Genomic DNA, 16,075 nt, shown 5'->3' with positions numbered 1-16,075 from the left:
CGGTCGTCAGCCGGCGGCTTCGGCGCGGACCGGCGCCGGCTCGGCGAGGAGGCGCCGTACGGCGAGCGCGGCAGCCCGGCCCGCACGGCTGGCGCCGATCGTGCTGGCCGAGGGTCCGTAGCCGACCAGTTGCACGCGCGGATCGGCGGCAGCGGTGACGGCTGTCTGCACGTCCGAGGTGCCGGCCAGCAGCGCGATCCCGCCGTACGGCGTGCGCAGGTGCAGCGGCGCCAGGTGGTCGACCGCGGGCCGGAAGCCCGTGGCCCACACGATCACGTCCACGCGTTCGAACGACGCTCCCCAGGCCGGCGCGGGGTCGGCCCAGCGCACCCCGTGCGGCTCGATCCGGGTGAACATCGGCCGCCGCCGGTAGGCGCCCAGGCTCTCGGCGAGCCGCTCCTGGGGCCGCAGCGCCAGTCCCGTCACGCTCACCACGCTCGCCGGCGGCCTGCCCTCCCGGACCCGGTCGAGCACCCGGCCGACGGCCGCGCGACCGTCGAAGCCACCGGTGTTCCAGACCGGCTCGCGCCGCGTCACCCACAGCGTCTCGGTGATCGGCGCCAGCTCGCCGAGGAACTGCACGGCCGAGGCGCCGCCGCCCACCACCAGCACCCGCTTGCCGCGGAAGTGGTCGGGACCCGGGTAGTCGACGGTGTGCAGCTGCTCCCCGCGGAACGTGTCGGCGCCCGGATAGTAGGGCACGAACGGGCGCGTCCAGGTGCCGGTCGCGTTCACGATCGAGGGAGCGCGCCAGCTGCGCGTCCCCGCGTGCACCACCAGAAGCTCCCCTTCGCTGGTCACCCGGTCGACCCGGACCGGGCGCTCGACGGGCAGCGCGTGCGACGCCTCGTAGTCGCCGAACCAGGCCGGCACCACCACGTTGGCACGCTCCCCGGACCCGCCCGGTGCCGGGGCGTCGGGAAGGTCGGCGACACCGTGCACGTCGGCCATGGTGAGCGAGTCCCAGCGGTGCCGCCAGGCACCGCCCGGACGCTCGTCCGCGTCGAGCACGACGTGGTCGATCCCCCGCCGCGCGAGGTGGTACGACGCCGACAGCCCGGCCTGGCCGGCCCCGATCACCACCGTGTCGTAGATGTGCACGCTGCCAGAACGGCGCCGCGCGGCGGACTATGCCCGCTCCGGCGCCGGTCGGCGGGTGAGATCCGTCGCCTCGGCGATCCGGCCCAGCTTGTGCGGGTTGCGCACCGCGTAGAGCCGGGTGATCCGGCCGTCCTCGACGACCATGCTGATCGTCGAGGTGCCGACCGGGTCGGGACCGTCCATCCGCAGCGCCGGGGCGGCGTTGATCCAGATCGTCCGCAGCTGGGTGTCAGCGGCGTAGCGGGGGAAGTGGCGCAGGAAGGTCGCGATCCTCATCGCTCCGCGGATCGGCACGCGCGCGGCCTGGGCGAACCCGCCGCCGTCGGCGATCAGCACCACGTCCGGCGCGAGCACGTCCATCAGCGCCTGCACGTCGCCGCCCTGGAGTGCGACGAGGAACCGCTCCAGCACCGCCCGCTGCTCGCGCCGGTCGACAGCCACCCTCGGCCGGCGCGCCGCCACGTGCGAGCGCGCCCGATGACCGATCTGGCGCACCGCGGCGGGACTCTTGTCGACGGCCGCGGCGATCTCCTCGTAGGGAACGTCGAAGACCTCGCGCAGCACGAAGACCGCGCGCTCGGTGGGGGTGAGCGTCTCGAGCACGGTGAGCATCGCCAGCGAGACGCTCTCGGCCAGCTCGACGTCGGCCGCCACGTCGGGCGTGGTGAGCAGCGGTTCGGGGAGCCACTCGCCGACGTACTCCTCCCTGCGCCGGGCCAGCGTGCGCAGCCGGTTGAGCGCTTGCCGGGTCACCGTGCGCACCAGGTAGGCGCGGGGATCGTGCACCTCATCCTGGTCGCGCTGCTCGGTCCTGGCGGCCCACCGCAGCCAGGTCTCCTGCACCACGTCCTCGGCGTCGGCAGCCGACCCGAGCATCTCGTAGGCGACGGTGAACAACAGGCCGCGGTGGGCGACGAAGGGGTCGTCGCTCATGCCTCGGACGCTACTCCGGCCGGTCGCTGCGCCAGCGGCTTCAGGCCGCAGGCGGCGGCGAATCCCTCCGACTCGATGCCGAGGGCGACGTTGCCGCGGGTGGTCAGGTTGGCGAAGCCGATCACGGCGGTCAGCTCCAGCAGTGCCGGCGGCCCCAGCCGGTCGAGCAGGCCGGCGACCATCTCGTCCGTCACGGCCGGCGGCGTCTGGCTCATCGCCTCGGCGTACGCCATCACCTCACGCTCGAGCGGGCTGAACGCCGTGGACGTGCGCCAGCGAGGGACCTCCCGAGCCTTGTCCATGTCGAGACCGCGGTTGCTCGCCTGGAAGTAGTTGAAGTCCAGGCACCAGGTGCAGCCGATGGAGGAGGCGACCGCCATGTGCGCGAACGACTTCAGCTGCTCCTCGCACGCGTGCCACTTCTGCAGCTTCTGCCCGTAGGCCATGCTCGCCTTCAGGGCCGGCACGTGGTGCCACATCACACCCAGTGACTCCGGCACCCGGCCGAACATCCGGCCGGCGAACACCTTCACCAACGCTCCGTACGGTCCGGTGATCCGGGTGGCGGGGACTCGCGTGGTCATGTCGTCTTCTCCTTCGGTCGAGGGACTGATGACATCCAGACACCGACCGGCTGCGATCTGTGACAGGGGTGAGGGTTATCGTTCTGAGCCGTGGCCGAGGCTCCCTTCCTGTACAGCGACCTGCTCCCGACCGGCGAGGACACGACTCCTTACCGGCTGATCACGACCGAGGGGGTCAGCACGGTCGACGTCGACGGCCAGACGTTCCTGAGAGTGGACCCCGAGGCGATCCGGCGGCTCACCTACGAGGCCATCCACGACATCCAGCACTACCTGCGCCCGGCACACCTGCGCCAGCTCCGCAGGATCATCGACGACCCGGAGGCATCCGGGAACGACCGCTTCGTCGCGCTGGACCTGCTGAAGAACGTCAACATCTCCGCCGGCGGCGTGCTGCCGATGTGCCAGGACACCGGTACCGCGATCGTGATGGGCAAGAAGGCCGAGGGAGTGCTGACCGGTGTCGACGACGCCGAGGTCATCTCCCGCGGCGTCTACGACGCCTACACCAAGCTCAACCTGCGCTACTCCCAGCTCGCGCCGATCACGATGTACGACGAGCGGCCGACCGGCAACAACCTGCCCGCGCAGATCGAGCTCTACGCCACCGAGAACCACGGCAAGCCCGAGTACAAGTTCCTCTTCATGGCCAAGGGCGGCGGCTCGGCGAACAAGTCCTTCCTCTACCAGGAGACGAAGGCGATCCTGAACCCGAAGCGGATCCTGGAGTTCCTCGACGAGAAGCTCAAGTCGCTGGGCACGGCCGCCTGCCCGCCGTACCACCTCGCTGTCGTGATCGGCGGAACCTCGGCGGAGTTCGCGCTCAAGACCGCGAAGTACGCCAGCGCCCACTACCTCGACAACATGCCCACCTCCGGCGACGTGTCGGGCCACGGCTTCCGCGACGTCGAGCTGGAGGAGGAGGTCTTCAAGCTCACCCAGTCCTTCGGCATCGGCGCGCAGTTCGGCGGCAAGTACTTCTGCCACGACGTGCGCGTGATCCGGCTCCCCCGCCACGGCGCGTCCTGCCCGGTCGCGATCGCCGTCTCCTGCTCGGCGGACCGGCAGGCACTGGGCAAGATCACCGCCGAGGGGGTGTTCCTGGAGCAGCTGGAGACCGACCCCGCGCAGTACATGCCCTCGACCGGCGTCGCCGAGGACATCTCCGCCGGCGAGGTGGTCACGATCGACCTCAACCAGCCGATGTCCTCGATTTTGTCGACCCTGTCGCAGCTGCCGGTCAAGACCCGGCTCTCGCTGACCGGGCCGCTGGTCGTGGCGCGCGACATCGCGCACGCCAAGATCAAGGAGCGGCTCGACGCCGGCGAGGAGATGCCGGCGTACCTGAAGGACCACCCGGTCTACTACGCCGGCCCGGCCAAGACGCCCGAAGGGATGGCGTCGGGCTCCTTCGGCCCGACCACCGCAGGCCGGATGGACTCCTACGTCGAGCAGTTCCAGGCGGCCGGCGGCTCGATGGTGATGCTGGCCAAGGGCAACCGGTCCAAGCAGGTGACCGACGCGTGCCACGCGCACGGCGGCTTCTACCTCGGCTCCATCGGCGGCCCGGCCGCCCGGCTCGCCCAGGACTGCATCAAGTCCGTCTCGGTGCTGGAGTACGAGGAGCTCGGGATGGAGGCGATCTGGAAGATCGAGGTCGAGGACTTCCCGGCCTTCATCGTGGTCGACGACAAGGGCAACGACTTCTTCACCGACCCGGCGGGGACCACGACGGTGCCGCTGAGCGGCCTCCGGGTGCGCTCGCGCGAGCGCTGACCACGGTCGGGCGTGCGCCGCGAGGAGCACCATGGACGAGGTAGCCCGCAGCACGTCCGAGCGCGGCGAGCTGGTCCTGCGGCGCCGCGACGACGGATCGCTGGAGCTGCGGGCCAACGGGGTGTTCGTGATGGACACCCTCGAGACCTCGACCGAGCGCGAGCTGGCCACCCGGGCCCTCGGCCTGCACGGCAACGCCGGTAGCGTCCTGATCGGGGGCCTCGGCCTCGGCTTCACCCTGGCGGCGACGCTCGCCGATCCGCGGGTGAGCGAGGTGACGGTCGTCGAGATCGAGCCGGCGCTGGTGGACTGGCTCCGCGACGGCACGGTGCCGCACGGTCCGGCGCTGCTGGCGGACCCGCGGGTCACCGTGACGGTGGCCGACGTGGCGCTCGCCCTCGCCGAAGCGGCGCCGTCGGCGTACGACCTGGTGCTGTTGGACGTCGACAACGGTCCCGGCTACCTGGTGCACGACACCAACGCGGGCCTCTATCGCGCGCCGGCGCTGGAGGAGGCCCGGCGAGCGACCCGGCCCGGTGGGATGGTGGTGGTCTGGAGCGCTGCGGAGTCGGCCGAGCTCGAGGCGACGATGGCCGACGTCTTCGGGCGCTGGCGGACCGAGGCCGTTCCCTACGACGTCGACCTCCAGGGCCGCGCGGAGACCTACTGGCTCTACGCAGGCCACGTGGCCGGCGTCTGAGGCCTCCTGCGCGCGCTACTCGTCCTCGATCCCCTCACCCGGGCGCGACCCCTTCGGCTTGAGCTCCTGGTCGCGTCGGTTCTCCGGCGGTACGCCGTCGGGGCCGCTGCCGCGGGTGTCCGGGTTGCCCGACTCGCTGTCGGGGTAGCCGGCGGTGGAGTCCTCCGGGCTGATCGGGGTGTCCTTCTCGTCCTCGTCGAGGCGCCCGACCTCGGAGACCTGTCCTTCGGACTGCTGCTCACTCATGCGGTCCGGTGCCCAGCCAGCCCGCGCCCACACCGTTCGGGACGGGCATAAGCCGGGTACGTTCGATGCTATGCCTGACGTGACGGTCCCCGAGGTGAGTGAGCAAGAGTTCCGCATCGAGCACGACAGCATGGGCGAGGTACGCGTACCGCGCGACGCCCTGTGGCGCGCGCAGACCCAGCGGGCGGTGGAGAACTTCCCGATCTCCGGCACGCCGATCGAGCCGGCCCTGATCCACGCGATCGCGCACGTCAAGGCCGCGGCGGCCGCCGTCAACGCCGAGCTCGGCGTGATCACCGACGAGCAGGCGCACGCGATCGTCGCCGCCGCCGACGAGGTGGTCGCCGGTGGCCACGACGACGCGTTCCCGATCGACGTCTTCCAGACCGGCTCGGGCACCTCCTCGAACATGAACGCCAACGAGGTGATCGCGACCCTGGTCGAGCGGGCCGGCGGCGTCAGCGTGCACCCCAACGACCACGTCAACGCCTCCCAGTCCTCCAACGACACCTTCCCCACCGCCATCCACGTCGCCGCGGCCGTCGCGGTGACCGAGCAGCTGCTGCCGGCGCTCGACGTGCTCGCCGGCTCGCTGGAGCGCAAGGCCGAGGAGTTCGCCGGTCTGGTGAAGGCCGGACGCACCCACCTCATGGACGCCACCCCGGTCACGCTGGGGCAGGAGTTCGGCGGCTACGCCGCCACCATCCGGTACGCCGCCGAGCGCCTCGACGCGGTGCTCCCCCGCGTTCGCGAGCTGCCGCTCGGCGGGACGGCCGTCGGCACCGGCATCAACACCCCGGCCGGCTTCCCGCAGGCGGTGATCGCCGAGCTGTCGCGGCGTACGGGTCAGGACTTCACCGAGGCCCGCAACCACTTCGAGGCCCAGGGCACCCGGGACTCGCTGGTCGAGCTGTCGGGCGTGCTCAAGACGCTGGCCGTGGGGCTGATCAAGATCAACAACGACCTGCGCTGGATGTCGTCGGGCCCGACCACGGGCCTGGCCGAGATCCACCTGCCCGACCTCCAGCCCGGCTCCTCGATCATGCCCGGCAAGGTCAACCCGGTGCTGCCCGAGGCGACCCTGATGGTGGCCTTCCAGGTGATCGGCAACGACGCCGCCGTGACAGCCGCTGGCGCGTCGGGCGCCTTCGAGCTCAACGTCGCGATGCCGGTGATGGCACGCAACCTGCTGGAGTCGATCCGGCTGCTGTCGGCCTCGATGACGGTGCTCGCGCAGCGGACGGTCGACGGGGTCAGCGCCAACGCGGAGCGGCTGCGCGCCTACGCCGAGTCCTCACCCTCGATCGTGACGCCGCTCAACCGGTACATCGGCTACGAGGCGGCCGCCAAGATCGCCAAGCAGGCGCTCGCCGACGGGGCGACGATCCGGGAGACGGTGCTCGGACTGGGGTACGTCGATCGCGGTGAGCTGACCGTGGAGCAGCTCGATGCGGCGCTCGACGTGGAGTCGATGACCCACCCCTAGTGCCGACCCGTCACCTTTCGCGGGCCGAGAGGTCGCTTTGTGCCGGTCGAGTGGTCAGTCCTTGACGACGTACGGCGCTGCCGGGTCCTCGTGGCCGACCACGATGCTCGCGCGCTGCCGGGGCCGCTCCTCGGCCAGGTACAGGTCGAAGGCGGCCAGGTAGCGGCCGTCGTGGGCCGCGGTGGCGGCCTCGCGGCCGCCGAGCAGGTCGGCATCCCTGTCGACGGCCCGCGTGTGCGCCGTGGCCCGGCGGGCGTCGAGGTAGATCACCTCGTCCCACAGCTGGCGGAGCGCGCCGCGCTGGAGGAACGTGCAGTCGAAGACCACGATCGTCCGCGGGCCCGCCTCGGCGTACGCGTCGGTGACGGTCGCGTCGCTCGGCAGGTCGTGCACGGCCGTCGCGTAGCGGCCCGACCCGCCGGGCCCGAGCGGCCTCAGCACCCGCTCGGCGAGCGCGTCGAAGTCGTAGGCGTCCTCGTAGTAGCCGCGGGCCGAGTCGCGACCCTGCCGGTGGCGCACCGCGCGCGGGTGGTGGAAGCCGTCGGAGTCCAGGTGTACGCCGTCGGCACCGCGGGCGGTGATGCTGCGCACGAGCTCGGCAGCGAACCGGCTCTTGCCGACCCCGCACGGGCCGTCGATGCCGACCCTGAGCGGGTGACCGGGATCGAGGCCGACCAGCCGGTCGGCCAGCTCACCGAGGACTCGGGTGCGGGGCGTCACCGGGCCAGCATGCCCGGGCGCGGGGAGGATGTGACGTCTCGACCCGCAGAAGGTGACGACTCGGCCCGCAGAAGGTGACGTCTCGGCGGGTCAGTACCAGCCGTAGGACTGCGAGTGTCCCCAGGCGCCGCACGGGCTGCCGTAGCGGTCCTGGATGTAGCCCAGGCCCCACTTGATCTGAGTCTCGGCATTGTTCGGCCAGTCGGGGCCGGCCGAGGCCATCTTCGAGCCGGGGAGGGCCTGCGGGATGCCGTAGGCGCTGGAGGTCGGGTTGGCGGCGTGGACGTTCCATCCCGACTCGCGGTTCCACAGGCTCTCCAGGCAGCCGAACTGGTCGCCGCTCCAGCCGAAGTTGCCCAGCATCGCGCTGGCGAGGGTCTTCGGGTCGCCGGTGGTCATGTCCTCGGTCTGGACGACGGCGCGGGCGGCGGTGCCGGCGGAGGTGGCGAGCGCCGCCTCCTTGGCCGGGTCGACGGCGTCGCGGCGGTCGGAGCGGGAGACCACGGCGGTGCGCCGGGTGGTCGAGGCCGTGGAGCCGGACGAGCCGGAGCCGGCCGTCGAGCCGGCGGCGCTGGTGGCGGCAGGCGTCGCCGGCGTCGAGGCCGAGGACCCGCTGTGCGCGAGCGGGGAGGCGACGTCAGCGGCCGTGGCCAGGGTCGGCCCGGCGGAGAGTGCCAGCCCGCCGCCGACGGTCGTGCCGGTGCCGGCAACGGCGATCGCGGAGAGGACCAGGGTCTTCTTCAGGGCCTTCTTGGGAGCCTCGACGAGCGGTCGCTCGGGGGCTCCCCGGTGCTTCGGGGTGTACGCGGCGTGCTTCGACAAGGCGCTCGTCTCTGGGTATCGGGGCCAGGGGCGTCGGCAAAATGACTCGACCCACCATGCATGACCCATCAAGTGGTTGCAAACCGAACCACCCGAATGCCCCGAAAAATCGGGACCCCTGACGCCACTGTGGTCACAGCAGCATCAGGGGTCCCGTCAGCCCCGCCTGCGCGCGGCTGGGCGCCGGTGATTCAGAGCACGACGTTCTCGAGCATCTCGGTGACGAGTGCAGCGATCGGCGAGCGCTCCGAGCGGGTCAGCGTGACGTGCGCGAACAGCGGGTGGCCCTTGAGCTTCTCCACCACCGCCACCACCCCGTCGTGCCGGCCCACCCGCAGGTTGTCGCGCTGGGCGACGTCGTGAGTGAGCACGACCTTGGAGTTCGCCCCGATCCGGGAGAGCACCGTCAACAGCACGTTGCGCTCCAGCGACTGCGCCTCGTCGACGATCACGTAGGAGTCGTGCAGCGAGCGGCCGCGGATGTGGGTCAGCGGAAGCACCTCCAGCATGCCCCGGTCGAGGATCTCGTCGATGACGTCCTGGGAGGTGACGGCGCCGAGCGTGTCGAAGACCGCCTGGCCCCACGGCCCCATCTTCTCGGCCTCGGTCCCGGGCAGGTAGCCCAGCTCCTGGCCGCCGACGGCGAACAGCGGCCGGAAGATGACCACCTTCTTGTGCTGGCGACGCTCCATCACCGCCTCCAGACCCGCGCACAGCGCCAGGGCCGACTTGCCGGTGCCGGCGCGGCCGCCGAGCGAGACGATGCCGACCTCGGGATCGAGCAGCATCTCCAGGGCGATCCGCTGCTCGGCCGAGCGGCCGTGCAGGCCGAACGCCTCACGGTCGCCGCGGACGAGGTGGACCTGCTTGTCGGATCCGACCCGACCGAGCGCCGTCCCGCGATCCGAGAGCAGCACCAGCCCGGTGTGACAGGGCAGCTCCCGGGCGACGTCGAGGTCGACCACACCGTCGTCGTACAGCTCGTCGAGGTCGACCGAGGCCACCTCGAGCTCGGCCATGCCCGAGTAGCCCGGGTCGGAGTCGGAGATCGCCTCGCCGCGGTACTCCTCGGCGGTCAGACCGACGGCCGAGGCCTTGATCCGCATCGGCAGGTCCTTGGAGACCACGGTGACGTCGTAGCCCTCGGCGCTGAGATTGCACGCGACGGCGAGGATGCGGGTGTCGTTGTCGCCGAGCCGGAAGCCCGACGGCAGCGTCGAGGGGTCGGTGTGGTTGAGCTCGACCCGGATCGTGCCGCCCTCCTCACCGATCGGAACCGCCTCGTCGAGGCGCCCGTGCGTGATGCGCAGCTCGTCGAGCTGGCGCAGCGCCGTACGGGCGAAGTAGCCGAGCTCGGGGTGGTGGCGCTTGCCCTCCAACTCCGTGATGACGACGACGGGGAGGACCACCTCGTGCTCGGCGAACCGCTTCAGCGCTCCCGGATCGGAGAGCAGGACGCTGGTGTCGAGGACGAAGGTGCGGACCTGAGGACTCGCGGGCTTGCGGGTTGCCTTGGTCGTGGATGCCTGGGTGGGCACGGCGTTCACCCCTCACGGACCCAGGCGCGCACTCCTCGCCTCGGTCCTAGTTCTCGCACATGGACCGGGCCGCCCGAAGGCCGGAGTGCCGACCTCCCCCACCGCGGCACGAGCCGTGCCGGGTGATGCAGTCGTGAACGCTCACGAACGGGCCTCCTGGTACGGCGGGCTTCCCCACCCGCCGGTGATTCGAAGGTAAGACCGGTACCCCATCGAATGTGGCAACACGCCGAACCTGGAATGTGAACGTTAGGTTGCGGCGCTCGCGGGACCGAGGCCGTCGGGCGGCGTCGGGCGCCGTCAGCGGCCGAGGCGGCGCTCGCGCTGGGCGTAGGCGCGCAGCGCGCGCAGGAAGTCGACCCGGCGGAAGTCGGGCCAGTAGGCCTCGCAGAAGTAGAACTCGCTCTTGGCGCTCTGCCACAGCAGGAAGCCGCCGAGCCGCTGCTCGCCGCTCGTGCGGATCACCAGGTCGGGGTCGGGCTGGCCGGCGGTGTAGAGCCGGCCCTCGATCTCCTCGGCGATGTGCTCGGGGGTGAGCGCGTCCACGGCGATCTCCTGGGCGACCACCTCGTGCAGCAGGCTCCGGACGGCGTCGGCGATCTCACGGCGGCCGCCGTAGCCCACCGCGACGTTGACCAGCATGCCGTCCACGTCGCGGGTCGCCTCCTCGGCGGCCTTGAGCCGCTCGGCGACCTCGGTCGGCAGCAGGTCCAGCGCGCCGACGGGGTGCAGCCGCCAGCGGCGCTGGTCGGCGAGGGAGTCGACCGCCTCGGTGATGATCTGCAGCAGCGGCTCGAGCTCGGCCGCCGGGCGGTTGAGGTTGTCGGTGGAGAGCAGCCACAGCGTGACCACCTCGGTGCCGACCTCGTCGCACCAGGTCAGCAGCGGCTCGATGTTCGCCGCCCCGGCACGGTGCCCGTGCGCCGTGTCGCGGCCGACGGCCTTGGCCCAGCGTCGGTTGCCGTCGAGCATGACGCCGATGTGCTGCGGCAGCCGGGCGGAGTCGAGCCTGGCCTGGAGGCGTGCCTCGTACGCCGGGTAGAGGACCCGCCGTACTCCGTCCTTCCAGTCAGCCACGTTCTTAGGTTAACCATGTCGGAGCCTGACCGGGCCGAGTGAAGTCTGTGACGATGTTGGCCGCGACGGGTACCGTCTCCGCATGAGCGAGACGACCGACAGCGCACGCAGTGGCCTCAGGCCTGCCGCCGGCTCGATCACCGAGAAGGTCGCAGAGTCCATCTCCGAGAAGGTCGCCGAGATCAAGCCGCGGCTGCGCGGCTGGCTCCACCTGGGCACGGCCCCGCTGGTGCTGGCCGCCGGCATCGTGCTGATCTCGCTCTCCCCCAACGGCCGAGCCGCGCTCGGCGCCTCGATCTACACCGGCGCCGCGCTGCTGCTGTTCACCGTCTCGGCGGTCTACCACCGCGGCAACGGCCACTGGTCGCCGCGGATGCACAACCTGCTCAAGCGCTGGGACCACGCCAACATCATGGTGATGATCGCGGGCTCCTACACGCCGTTCGCGCTGCTGCTGCTGCACGGGACCTCGCGCTGGGTGCTGCTCACGCTGGTCTGGACCGGTGCGGTCGGCGGCGTGTTCTTCCGCATCTTCTGGAACAGCGCGCCGCGCTGGCTCTACGTCCCGATCTACCTCGCCCTCGGCTGGGCGGCGATCTTCTTCATCCCCGCGCTCTTCGACGGGGCTCGCTCGCTCGGCATCGGCATCGGCATCGCCGTCTTCACACTGATCTGCGTGGGCGGCGCGCTCTACACCTTCGGCGGTGTGGTCTACGGCTTCAAGCGGCCCAACCCCTGGCCCCGCGTGTTCGGGTTCCACGAGGTGTTCCACGCGTTCACGATCCTGGCCTTCGCGGCGCACTACACCGGCGTCTCGCTGGCGACGTACTCGCTGCGCTGAGTCGCGAGTGTCAGCGCGGCGCCCGCGCCTCGCTCACACTCACAACAGCGCCGGATCGACGACCGGCCGCTCGCAGACGAACCCCCGGCAGACGTACGCCGCGGGCTCGCCCCCGACCGCCGTACGGCCCTCGAGCAGCGGAATGCCCGCGACCGGTCCCTCGGCGACGACGACGACCGCCCCGGGCCGGCGGCGTGCCTTGGCCGCCAGCGCATCGCGCTCCGGCCCCGCCGGGCCGACGACCGCTATCTCGTCGGGGCCGTGGGCCATCACGGTCGCCGCGACCAGCGACCAGCCCGCGAACCGCGGCGCCTGCGCGATCAACGGGGCCACGGTGGCGAGCGCTTCCTCGGCTGCCTGCCGGTAGCGGCCCTCGCCGGTCAGGGCGTGGGCCGTGACCAGGGCGTGGATCATCGCGCTGATGCCTGAGGGCGACGCGTTGTCGCCCGCGTCGCGTGGCCGGGTGACGAGGGTCTCGGCGTCGGCGGCGGTGTCGAAGAAGCCGCCGTCGTCGGCGCGGAACCGTGCCAGTGCGTCGTCGAGCAGCTCGGTGGCGGCGGCCAGCCAGCGCGGATCCGCCGTCGCCTGGACGAGGCTGAGGAAGCCCATCGCCACGCAGCCGTAGTCCTCCAGCACCCCGGCGTGCCGGCCGGCGACGCCATCGCGGCTGACCCGCAGCAACCGTCCGTCGGCATCCCGGTGCACCCGCAGCAGCAGCTCGCCGGCCGCGGCCGCGGCGTCGACGTACCGCTGCTCGTCCAGCAGCAGCCCGGCGTCGCACAGGCCGCTGATGGCCAGTCCGTTCCACGCCGCCACCACCTTGTCGTCGCGCGCGGGGCGCGGGCGCTGCTCGCGTACGTCGAACAGCCGCGCCCTGACCTCGGCGAGGCGCCGCTGCTCCTCGGCGGGCGGCTGGTGGCGCAGTTGCAGCGTCGACGTACCGTGCTCGAAGGTGCCCTGCTCGGTCACGTCGAAGACCTGCGCCGCCCAGGCGCCGCGCTCGACGCCGAGCGCCTCGGTCAGCTGCCCGGGTGTCCAGGCGTAGAACGCGCCCTCGACGTGCCGGCCGCTGCCGTCGTCGGAGTCGGCGTCCAGCGCGGAGGCGAACCCGCCGTCGGCGGTTCCCGGTGTGCCCAGCCCGAGCTCGCGGATCATCCAGTCGGCGCTCTCGCGCGCGACCCGATCGCCGAGCGCTGTGCCGAGCCGGGCGTAGAGCCCGACGAGCTGGGCGTTGTCGTAGAGCATCTTCTCGAAGTGCGGGACCACCCAGCCGCGGTCGACGCTGTAGCGCGCGAAGCCGCCGCCGAGCTGGTCGTACATGCCGCCGCCGGCCATCGCCGTCGCGGTGCGGTGCAGCATGTGCCGCGCCCGGTCCGCGCCGTCGGCCGAACCTGTCGAGGCCAGTCCTGTCGAGGCGAGCCCTGTCGAGGCGAGCCGAAGGAACTCCAGCACCATCGACGGCGGGAACTTCGGCGCCCCGCCGAACCCGCCGGCCATCGGATCGAACTGACCCGCCAGCGTCTCGATCGCAGCGGCCAGGTCGACCTCCGCCGTACCCTCGAACGCCGAGCCGCCCGAGGCGAGATGCGCCCTGATGTTCTCGGCGACCCCCGCCACCTCGTCCCGCCGCTCGCGCCACGCCTCGCTGAGCGCCTGGAGGACCTGGGTGAAGGCCGGCTGCCCGTGCCGCGGCTGGTCGGGGAAGTAGGTGCCGGCGAAGAACGGGTTTCCCTCGTGGTCGAGCACGCACGTCATCGGCCACCCACCCTGCCCCGTCATCGCGGTGGTGGCGGCCATGTAGACCGCGTCCACGTCCGGCCGCTCCTCGCGATCGACCTTGATGCTCACGAAGTGCTCGTTCATGTACGCCGCCGTCGCGGCATCCTCGAACGACTCGTGCGCCATCACGTGGCACCAGTGACAGGCGGCGTACCCGACGCTCAACAGCACGGGCACATCCCGCCGCCTCGCCTCCTCGAACGCCGCCGGCTCCCACTCCCACCACTCGACGGGGTTGTCGGCGTGCTGGAGCAGGTACGGCGAGGTCGCTGACGCGAGTCGGTTGGGCACCGGTCCAGCCTGTCACGCGCGCCAACAGGCGTTCCCGCTCCTCCGCGACAAACGGTCGGACCGGGCCGCACCACGAGGCCTGCGGACCACCTTCCTGAGCGATTGACCACGGAGCCGGGCCTCACGGCACGGCGTCGACCGTACTGAATCGTCGGGCGACGGGCACGCTCACCACTCCCCCGACGATGATCACCGACCACATCACCACAGCGGGGTGCCGGTCCGGGTAGAGGACGACGTGCAGCACCACGCCCACGGCGACGCAGCTGTAGAACACCGCGCCGCCCGCCCGAGCCGCGCGGTCGCGCGGTTCGCCGTCGCGGATGTGCTGGCTCAGCAAGGCGGTGACCACCAGGAGCGGCATGGTGAAGCGTGACGGAGCCGAGAAGGCGAGGACGATGCCGGCAAGGAGGAAACCGAGTGCGAACCAGCTTCGTGGCGGGCTCCCGCCACGGCTCCGACGCACCTGCCCCGGCGTCGGAGCAGGTACGTCGCGCCGCCGACGGCTCAGCCCGACGATGACGAGCACGATGCCGGCGATCCCCACCGCGACGCCGGCCACGCCGAGCAGCACCAGCGCGTTCGCGGGGACGGGGCGCGTGGTGACGATCTCGCCCGGGACCGAGCAGGTGAGGACGAGATCGCCCGAGCCGGTGTCGTAGACGAGGTCCAGCATCTCGGTGTCCGAGGAGGAGATCGACCAGGAGCTGTCGCGCATCCGGATCGAGCCGCCACGGTCGTCGGTGGCGCTGCACGTCTCGCTGTACCCGCTGTTGTCCGCGTCGTCGACGTAGATGCCGTAGGTCCTGTGGGCGGGCAGCGAGAGGTGGTGCGCGCCGTCCGAGAGGCGCACGGACGGTCCGTCGGTCGTGCGGTGGGCCGCCACGACGGCGAAGACCACCACCAGCACGGCGACCGCGGTCAGGCAGACGCCGGTCCAGCCCAGCGGCCCGAGGCGTCGGCGTACGTCGCGCATGGGGCACAGCCTCGCACGCGGACGGCTCCGTGCGGGACGTCTTCGGTCAGTCGGAGAGGACACACCCGGACAGCAAGATCACGACGGTGGTCCCCGGACGGCGCCGGCGACGACACCTCACCGAGGCTGCAACAGTCCCCAAGCCTGGTCCAGCATCGCGACAGCACGCTCGAAGTCCCGCAGCTCGTCGCGCAGCAACTCCACGGCCGGCACCAGCGAGCGGGCGGGGACGGCGCGGGCCTCGAGGACCTCGGCCGTCCAGGCGAGGAAGTCGCAGAACAGCGCCGCGTCGCCGACGTAGAGCGCGGCGGCGAGGAAGTCGACGATCTGGGCGACGTCCTCGGCGGTGTGCTGGCGCTGGAGGTCGGAGTAGTCGCGCATCATCGGCAGCCGCTCCTCCAGCCCGGTCATCACCGCGCGGACGAGCCGCGGGGCGCTGCGCGCGACCATGGTGTACTCCTGGTCGGCCAGGTGCGGGAGGTCGTCGATCGGCTGGTGCGGGGCCTGCGGGCGGGGCAGCGGCCGGCTGAGCCGCTCCACCGCCGCGGCCGCGTCCGGAGCCCACGCATCGGCGCCCAGCAGGGTGGCCCATCGGCCACCGACGCCGAAGGCAGAGCCGCCGACGATGACGGGTACGCCGGCGCTCTGGCAGGCGGTGATCGTCGCATGCGCGACCGGCAGCCGGGTCGGGATCGACCCGGACAGCGCCACCACGTCCGGGCTGGTCCGGTGCAGGTGGGTGATCAGATGCGGGGTCGGGACCTGCGCGCCCAGGTAGTCCACCCGGAACCCGCGCAGGGTCAGCACCTCGGCCAGCAGTCGGGCCGGCAGCGCGTGCCACTCGCCGTCCACGCATGCGACGGCGACGCGGGCCCGGGTCGGCTGTTGCCGGGGCAACCGGCCGGACAGGTGCACGATCACCCGCTCGTTGATGGCGGTGGCGGCGTGCTCCTGCGCGACGCTGATCCGGTTCGCTGCCCACTCCATCCCGACCCGCCGCTGGGTCGCACCCACGATGTCGAGCAGGATCGCCTCGGGGTCGACGCCCGCGTCCAGCGCGGCCATCACCACGTCTGTCGCCTCGTGCTCGTCCGCCTCGATGACGGCCTGCCACAGGCTCTCGGCGTAGGTCTCCACCGGCTGGGCGCGCGCGTCGGTGCGCTCCTCGATCGTCTCGGCCACAGCTGCCCTCCTCCCGTCGGTGC

General features: G+C 71.8%; 15 protein-coding genes. 4 read left to right on the top strand and 11 right to left on the bottom strand.

Annotated features, from left to right (window positions below):
- Positions 1 to 6: 6 nt before the first annotated feature.
- The 3 genes from P5P86_RS06110 to P5P86_RS06100 are packed head-to-tail and all read right to left on the bottom strand — an operon-like array spanning position 7 to position 2,618.
- A complete protein-coding gene (locus P5P86_RS06110; RefSeq protein ID WP_280610413.1) occupies positions 7 to 1,101 on the bottom strand; it encodes an FAD-dependent oxidoreductase in 1,095 nt (364 codons plus the stop codon).
- 27 nt (positions 1,102 to 1,128) lie between these two features.
- Complete coding sequence (locus tag P5P86_RS06105) at positions 1,129 to 2,034, bottom strand: RNA polymerase sigma-70 factor (RefSeq protein ID WP_280610412.1); 906 nt, start codon at positions 2,032 to 2,034, stop codon at positions 1,129 to 1,131.
- Positions 2,031 to 2,618: a carboxymuconolactone decarboxylase family protein gene (locus P5P86_RS06100; protein WP_280610411.1), complete on the bottom strand. Its 588-nt coding sequence runs from the start codon at positions 2,616 to 2,618 to the stop codon at positions 2,031 to 2,033. The genes P5P86_RS06105 and P5P86_RS06100 overlap by 4 nt, the downstream gene beginning before the upstream one ends.
- 90 nt (positions 2,619 to 2,708) lie before the next feature.
- Between P5P86_RS06100 and P5P86_RS06095 the strand changes: the two genes are divergently transcribed.
- On the top strand, positions 2,709 to 4,394 hold the full coding sequence (locus P5P86_RS06095) for a fumarate hydratase (protein WP_280610410.1): 1,686 nt from the start codon (positions 2,709 to 2,711) through the stop codon (positions 4,392 to 4,394).
- A gap of 31 nt (positions 4,395 to 4,425) precedes the next feature.
- Positions 4,426 to 5,094 carry a spermidine synthase gene (locus P5P86_RS06090; protein WP_280610409.1) on the top strand — a complete coding sequence of 223 codons (669 nt, stop codon included), beginning with the start codon at positions 4,426 to 4,428 and terminating at the stop codon, positions 5,092 to 5,094.
- 15 nt (positions 5,095 to 5,109) lie between these two features.
- Here P5P86_RS06090 and P5P86_RS06085 read toward each other — a convergent pair whose 3' ends face one another.
- The gene (locus P5P86_RS06085; RefSeq protein WP_280610408.1) at positions 5,110 to 5,340 is read right to left on the bottom strand and encodes a hypothetical protein; all 231 of its coding nucleotides are present in this window, start codon (positions 5,338 to 5,340) and stop codon (positions 5,110 to 5,112) included.
- A 70-nt stretch (positions 5,341 to 5,410) separates the two neighbouring features.
- On the opposite strand from P5P86_RS06085, the gene P5P86_RS06080 reads away from it, so the two are divergent.
- Positions 5,411 to 6,826 (top strand): class II fumarate hydratase, encoded by a 1,416-nt coding sequence (locus P5P86_RS06080; RefSeq protein ID WP_280610407.1) that lies wholly within the window; start codon positions 5,411 to 5,413, stop codon positions 6,824 to 6,826.
- Positions 6,827 to 6,880: 54 nt separating this feature from the next.
- Here the strand turns inward: P5P86_RS06080 and P5P86_RS06075 are convergent, their stop codons facing one another.
- The 4 genes from P5P86_RS06075 to P5P86_RS06060 all read right to left on the bottom strand — a co-directional run bounded on the left by P5P86_RS06075 (position 6,881) and on the right by P5P86_RS06060 (position 10,983).
- Entirely contained in the window at positions 6,881 to 7,546 is a 666-nt protein-coding gene (locus tag P5P86_RS06075) for a nucleoside/nucleotide kinase family protein (protein ID WP_280610406.1), read from the bottom strand.
- Between the two features lie 90 nt (positions 7,547 to 7,636).
- Positions 7,637 to 8,368, bottom strand: a complete 732-nt coding sequence (locus tag P5P86_RS06070; protein WP_280610405.1) for an aggregation-promoting factor C-terminal-like domain-containing protein — start codon at positions 8,366 to 8,368, stop codon at positions 7,637 to 7,639.
- Positions 8,369 to 8,559: 191 nt separating this feature from the next.
- Positions 8,560 to 9,906, bottom strand: a complete 1,347-nt coding sequence (gene phoH2 / locus P5P86_RS06065; RefSeq protein WP_280610404.1) for an RNA 5'-3' helicase PhoH2 — start codon at positions 9,904 to 9,906, stop codon at positions 8,560 to 8,562.
- A 300-nt stretch (positions 9,907 to 10,206) separates the two neighbouring features.
- Complete coding sequence (locus P5P86_RS06060) at positions 10,207 to 10,983, bottom strand: isoprenyl transferase (RefSeq protein WP_280610403.1); 777 nt, start codon at positions 10,981 to 10,983, stop codon at positions 10,207 to 10,209.
- 82 nt (positions 10,984 to 11,065) lie between these two features.
- Between P5P86_RS06060 and trhA the strand changes: the two genes are divergently transcribed.
- Entirely contained in the window at positions 11,066 to 11,824 is a 759-nt protein-coding gene (gene trhA, locus P5P86_RS06055; RefSeq protein WP_280610402.1) for a PAQR family membrane homeostasis protein TrhA, read from the top strand.
- 39 nt (positions 11,825 to 11,863) lie between these two features.
- Here trhA and P5P86_RS06050 read toward each other — a convergent pair whose 3' ends face one another.
- From P5P86_RS06050 to P5P86_RS06040, 3 genes are all read right to left on the bottom strand, one after another.
- Positions 11,864 to 13,894, bottom strand: a complete 2,031-nt coding sequence (locus tag P5P86_RS06050; RefSeq protein ID WP_280610401.1) for a thioredoxin domain-containing protein — start codon at positions 13,892 to 13,894, stop codon at positions 11,864 to 11,866.
- A 121-nt stretch (positions 13,895 to 14,015) separates the two neighbouring features.
- Positions 14,016 to 14,870: a hypothetical protein gene (locus tag P5P86_RS06045; protein ID WP_280610400.1), complete on the bottom strand. Its 855-nt coding sequence runs from the start codon at positions 14,868 to 14,870 to the stop codon at positions 14,016 to 14,018.
- Positions 14,871 to 14,987: 117 nt separating this feature from the next.
- A complete protein-coding gene (locus tag P5P86_RS06040; RefSeq protein WP_280610399.1) occupies positions 14,988 to 16,052 on the bottom strand; it encodes a cobalamin B12-binding domain-containing protein in 1,065 nt (354 codons plus the stop codon).
- Positions 16,053 to 16,075 lie beyond the last annotated feature (23 nt).

The sequence above is a fragment of the Nocardioides sp. BP30 genome, from assembly GCF_029873215.1.
Classification (GTDB): domain Bacteria; phylum Actinomycetota; class Actinomycetes; order Propionibacteriales; family Nocardioidaceae; genus Nocardioides.
This window is presented reverse-complemented; position numbering and strand designations above follow the sequence as displayed.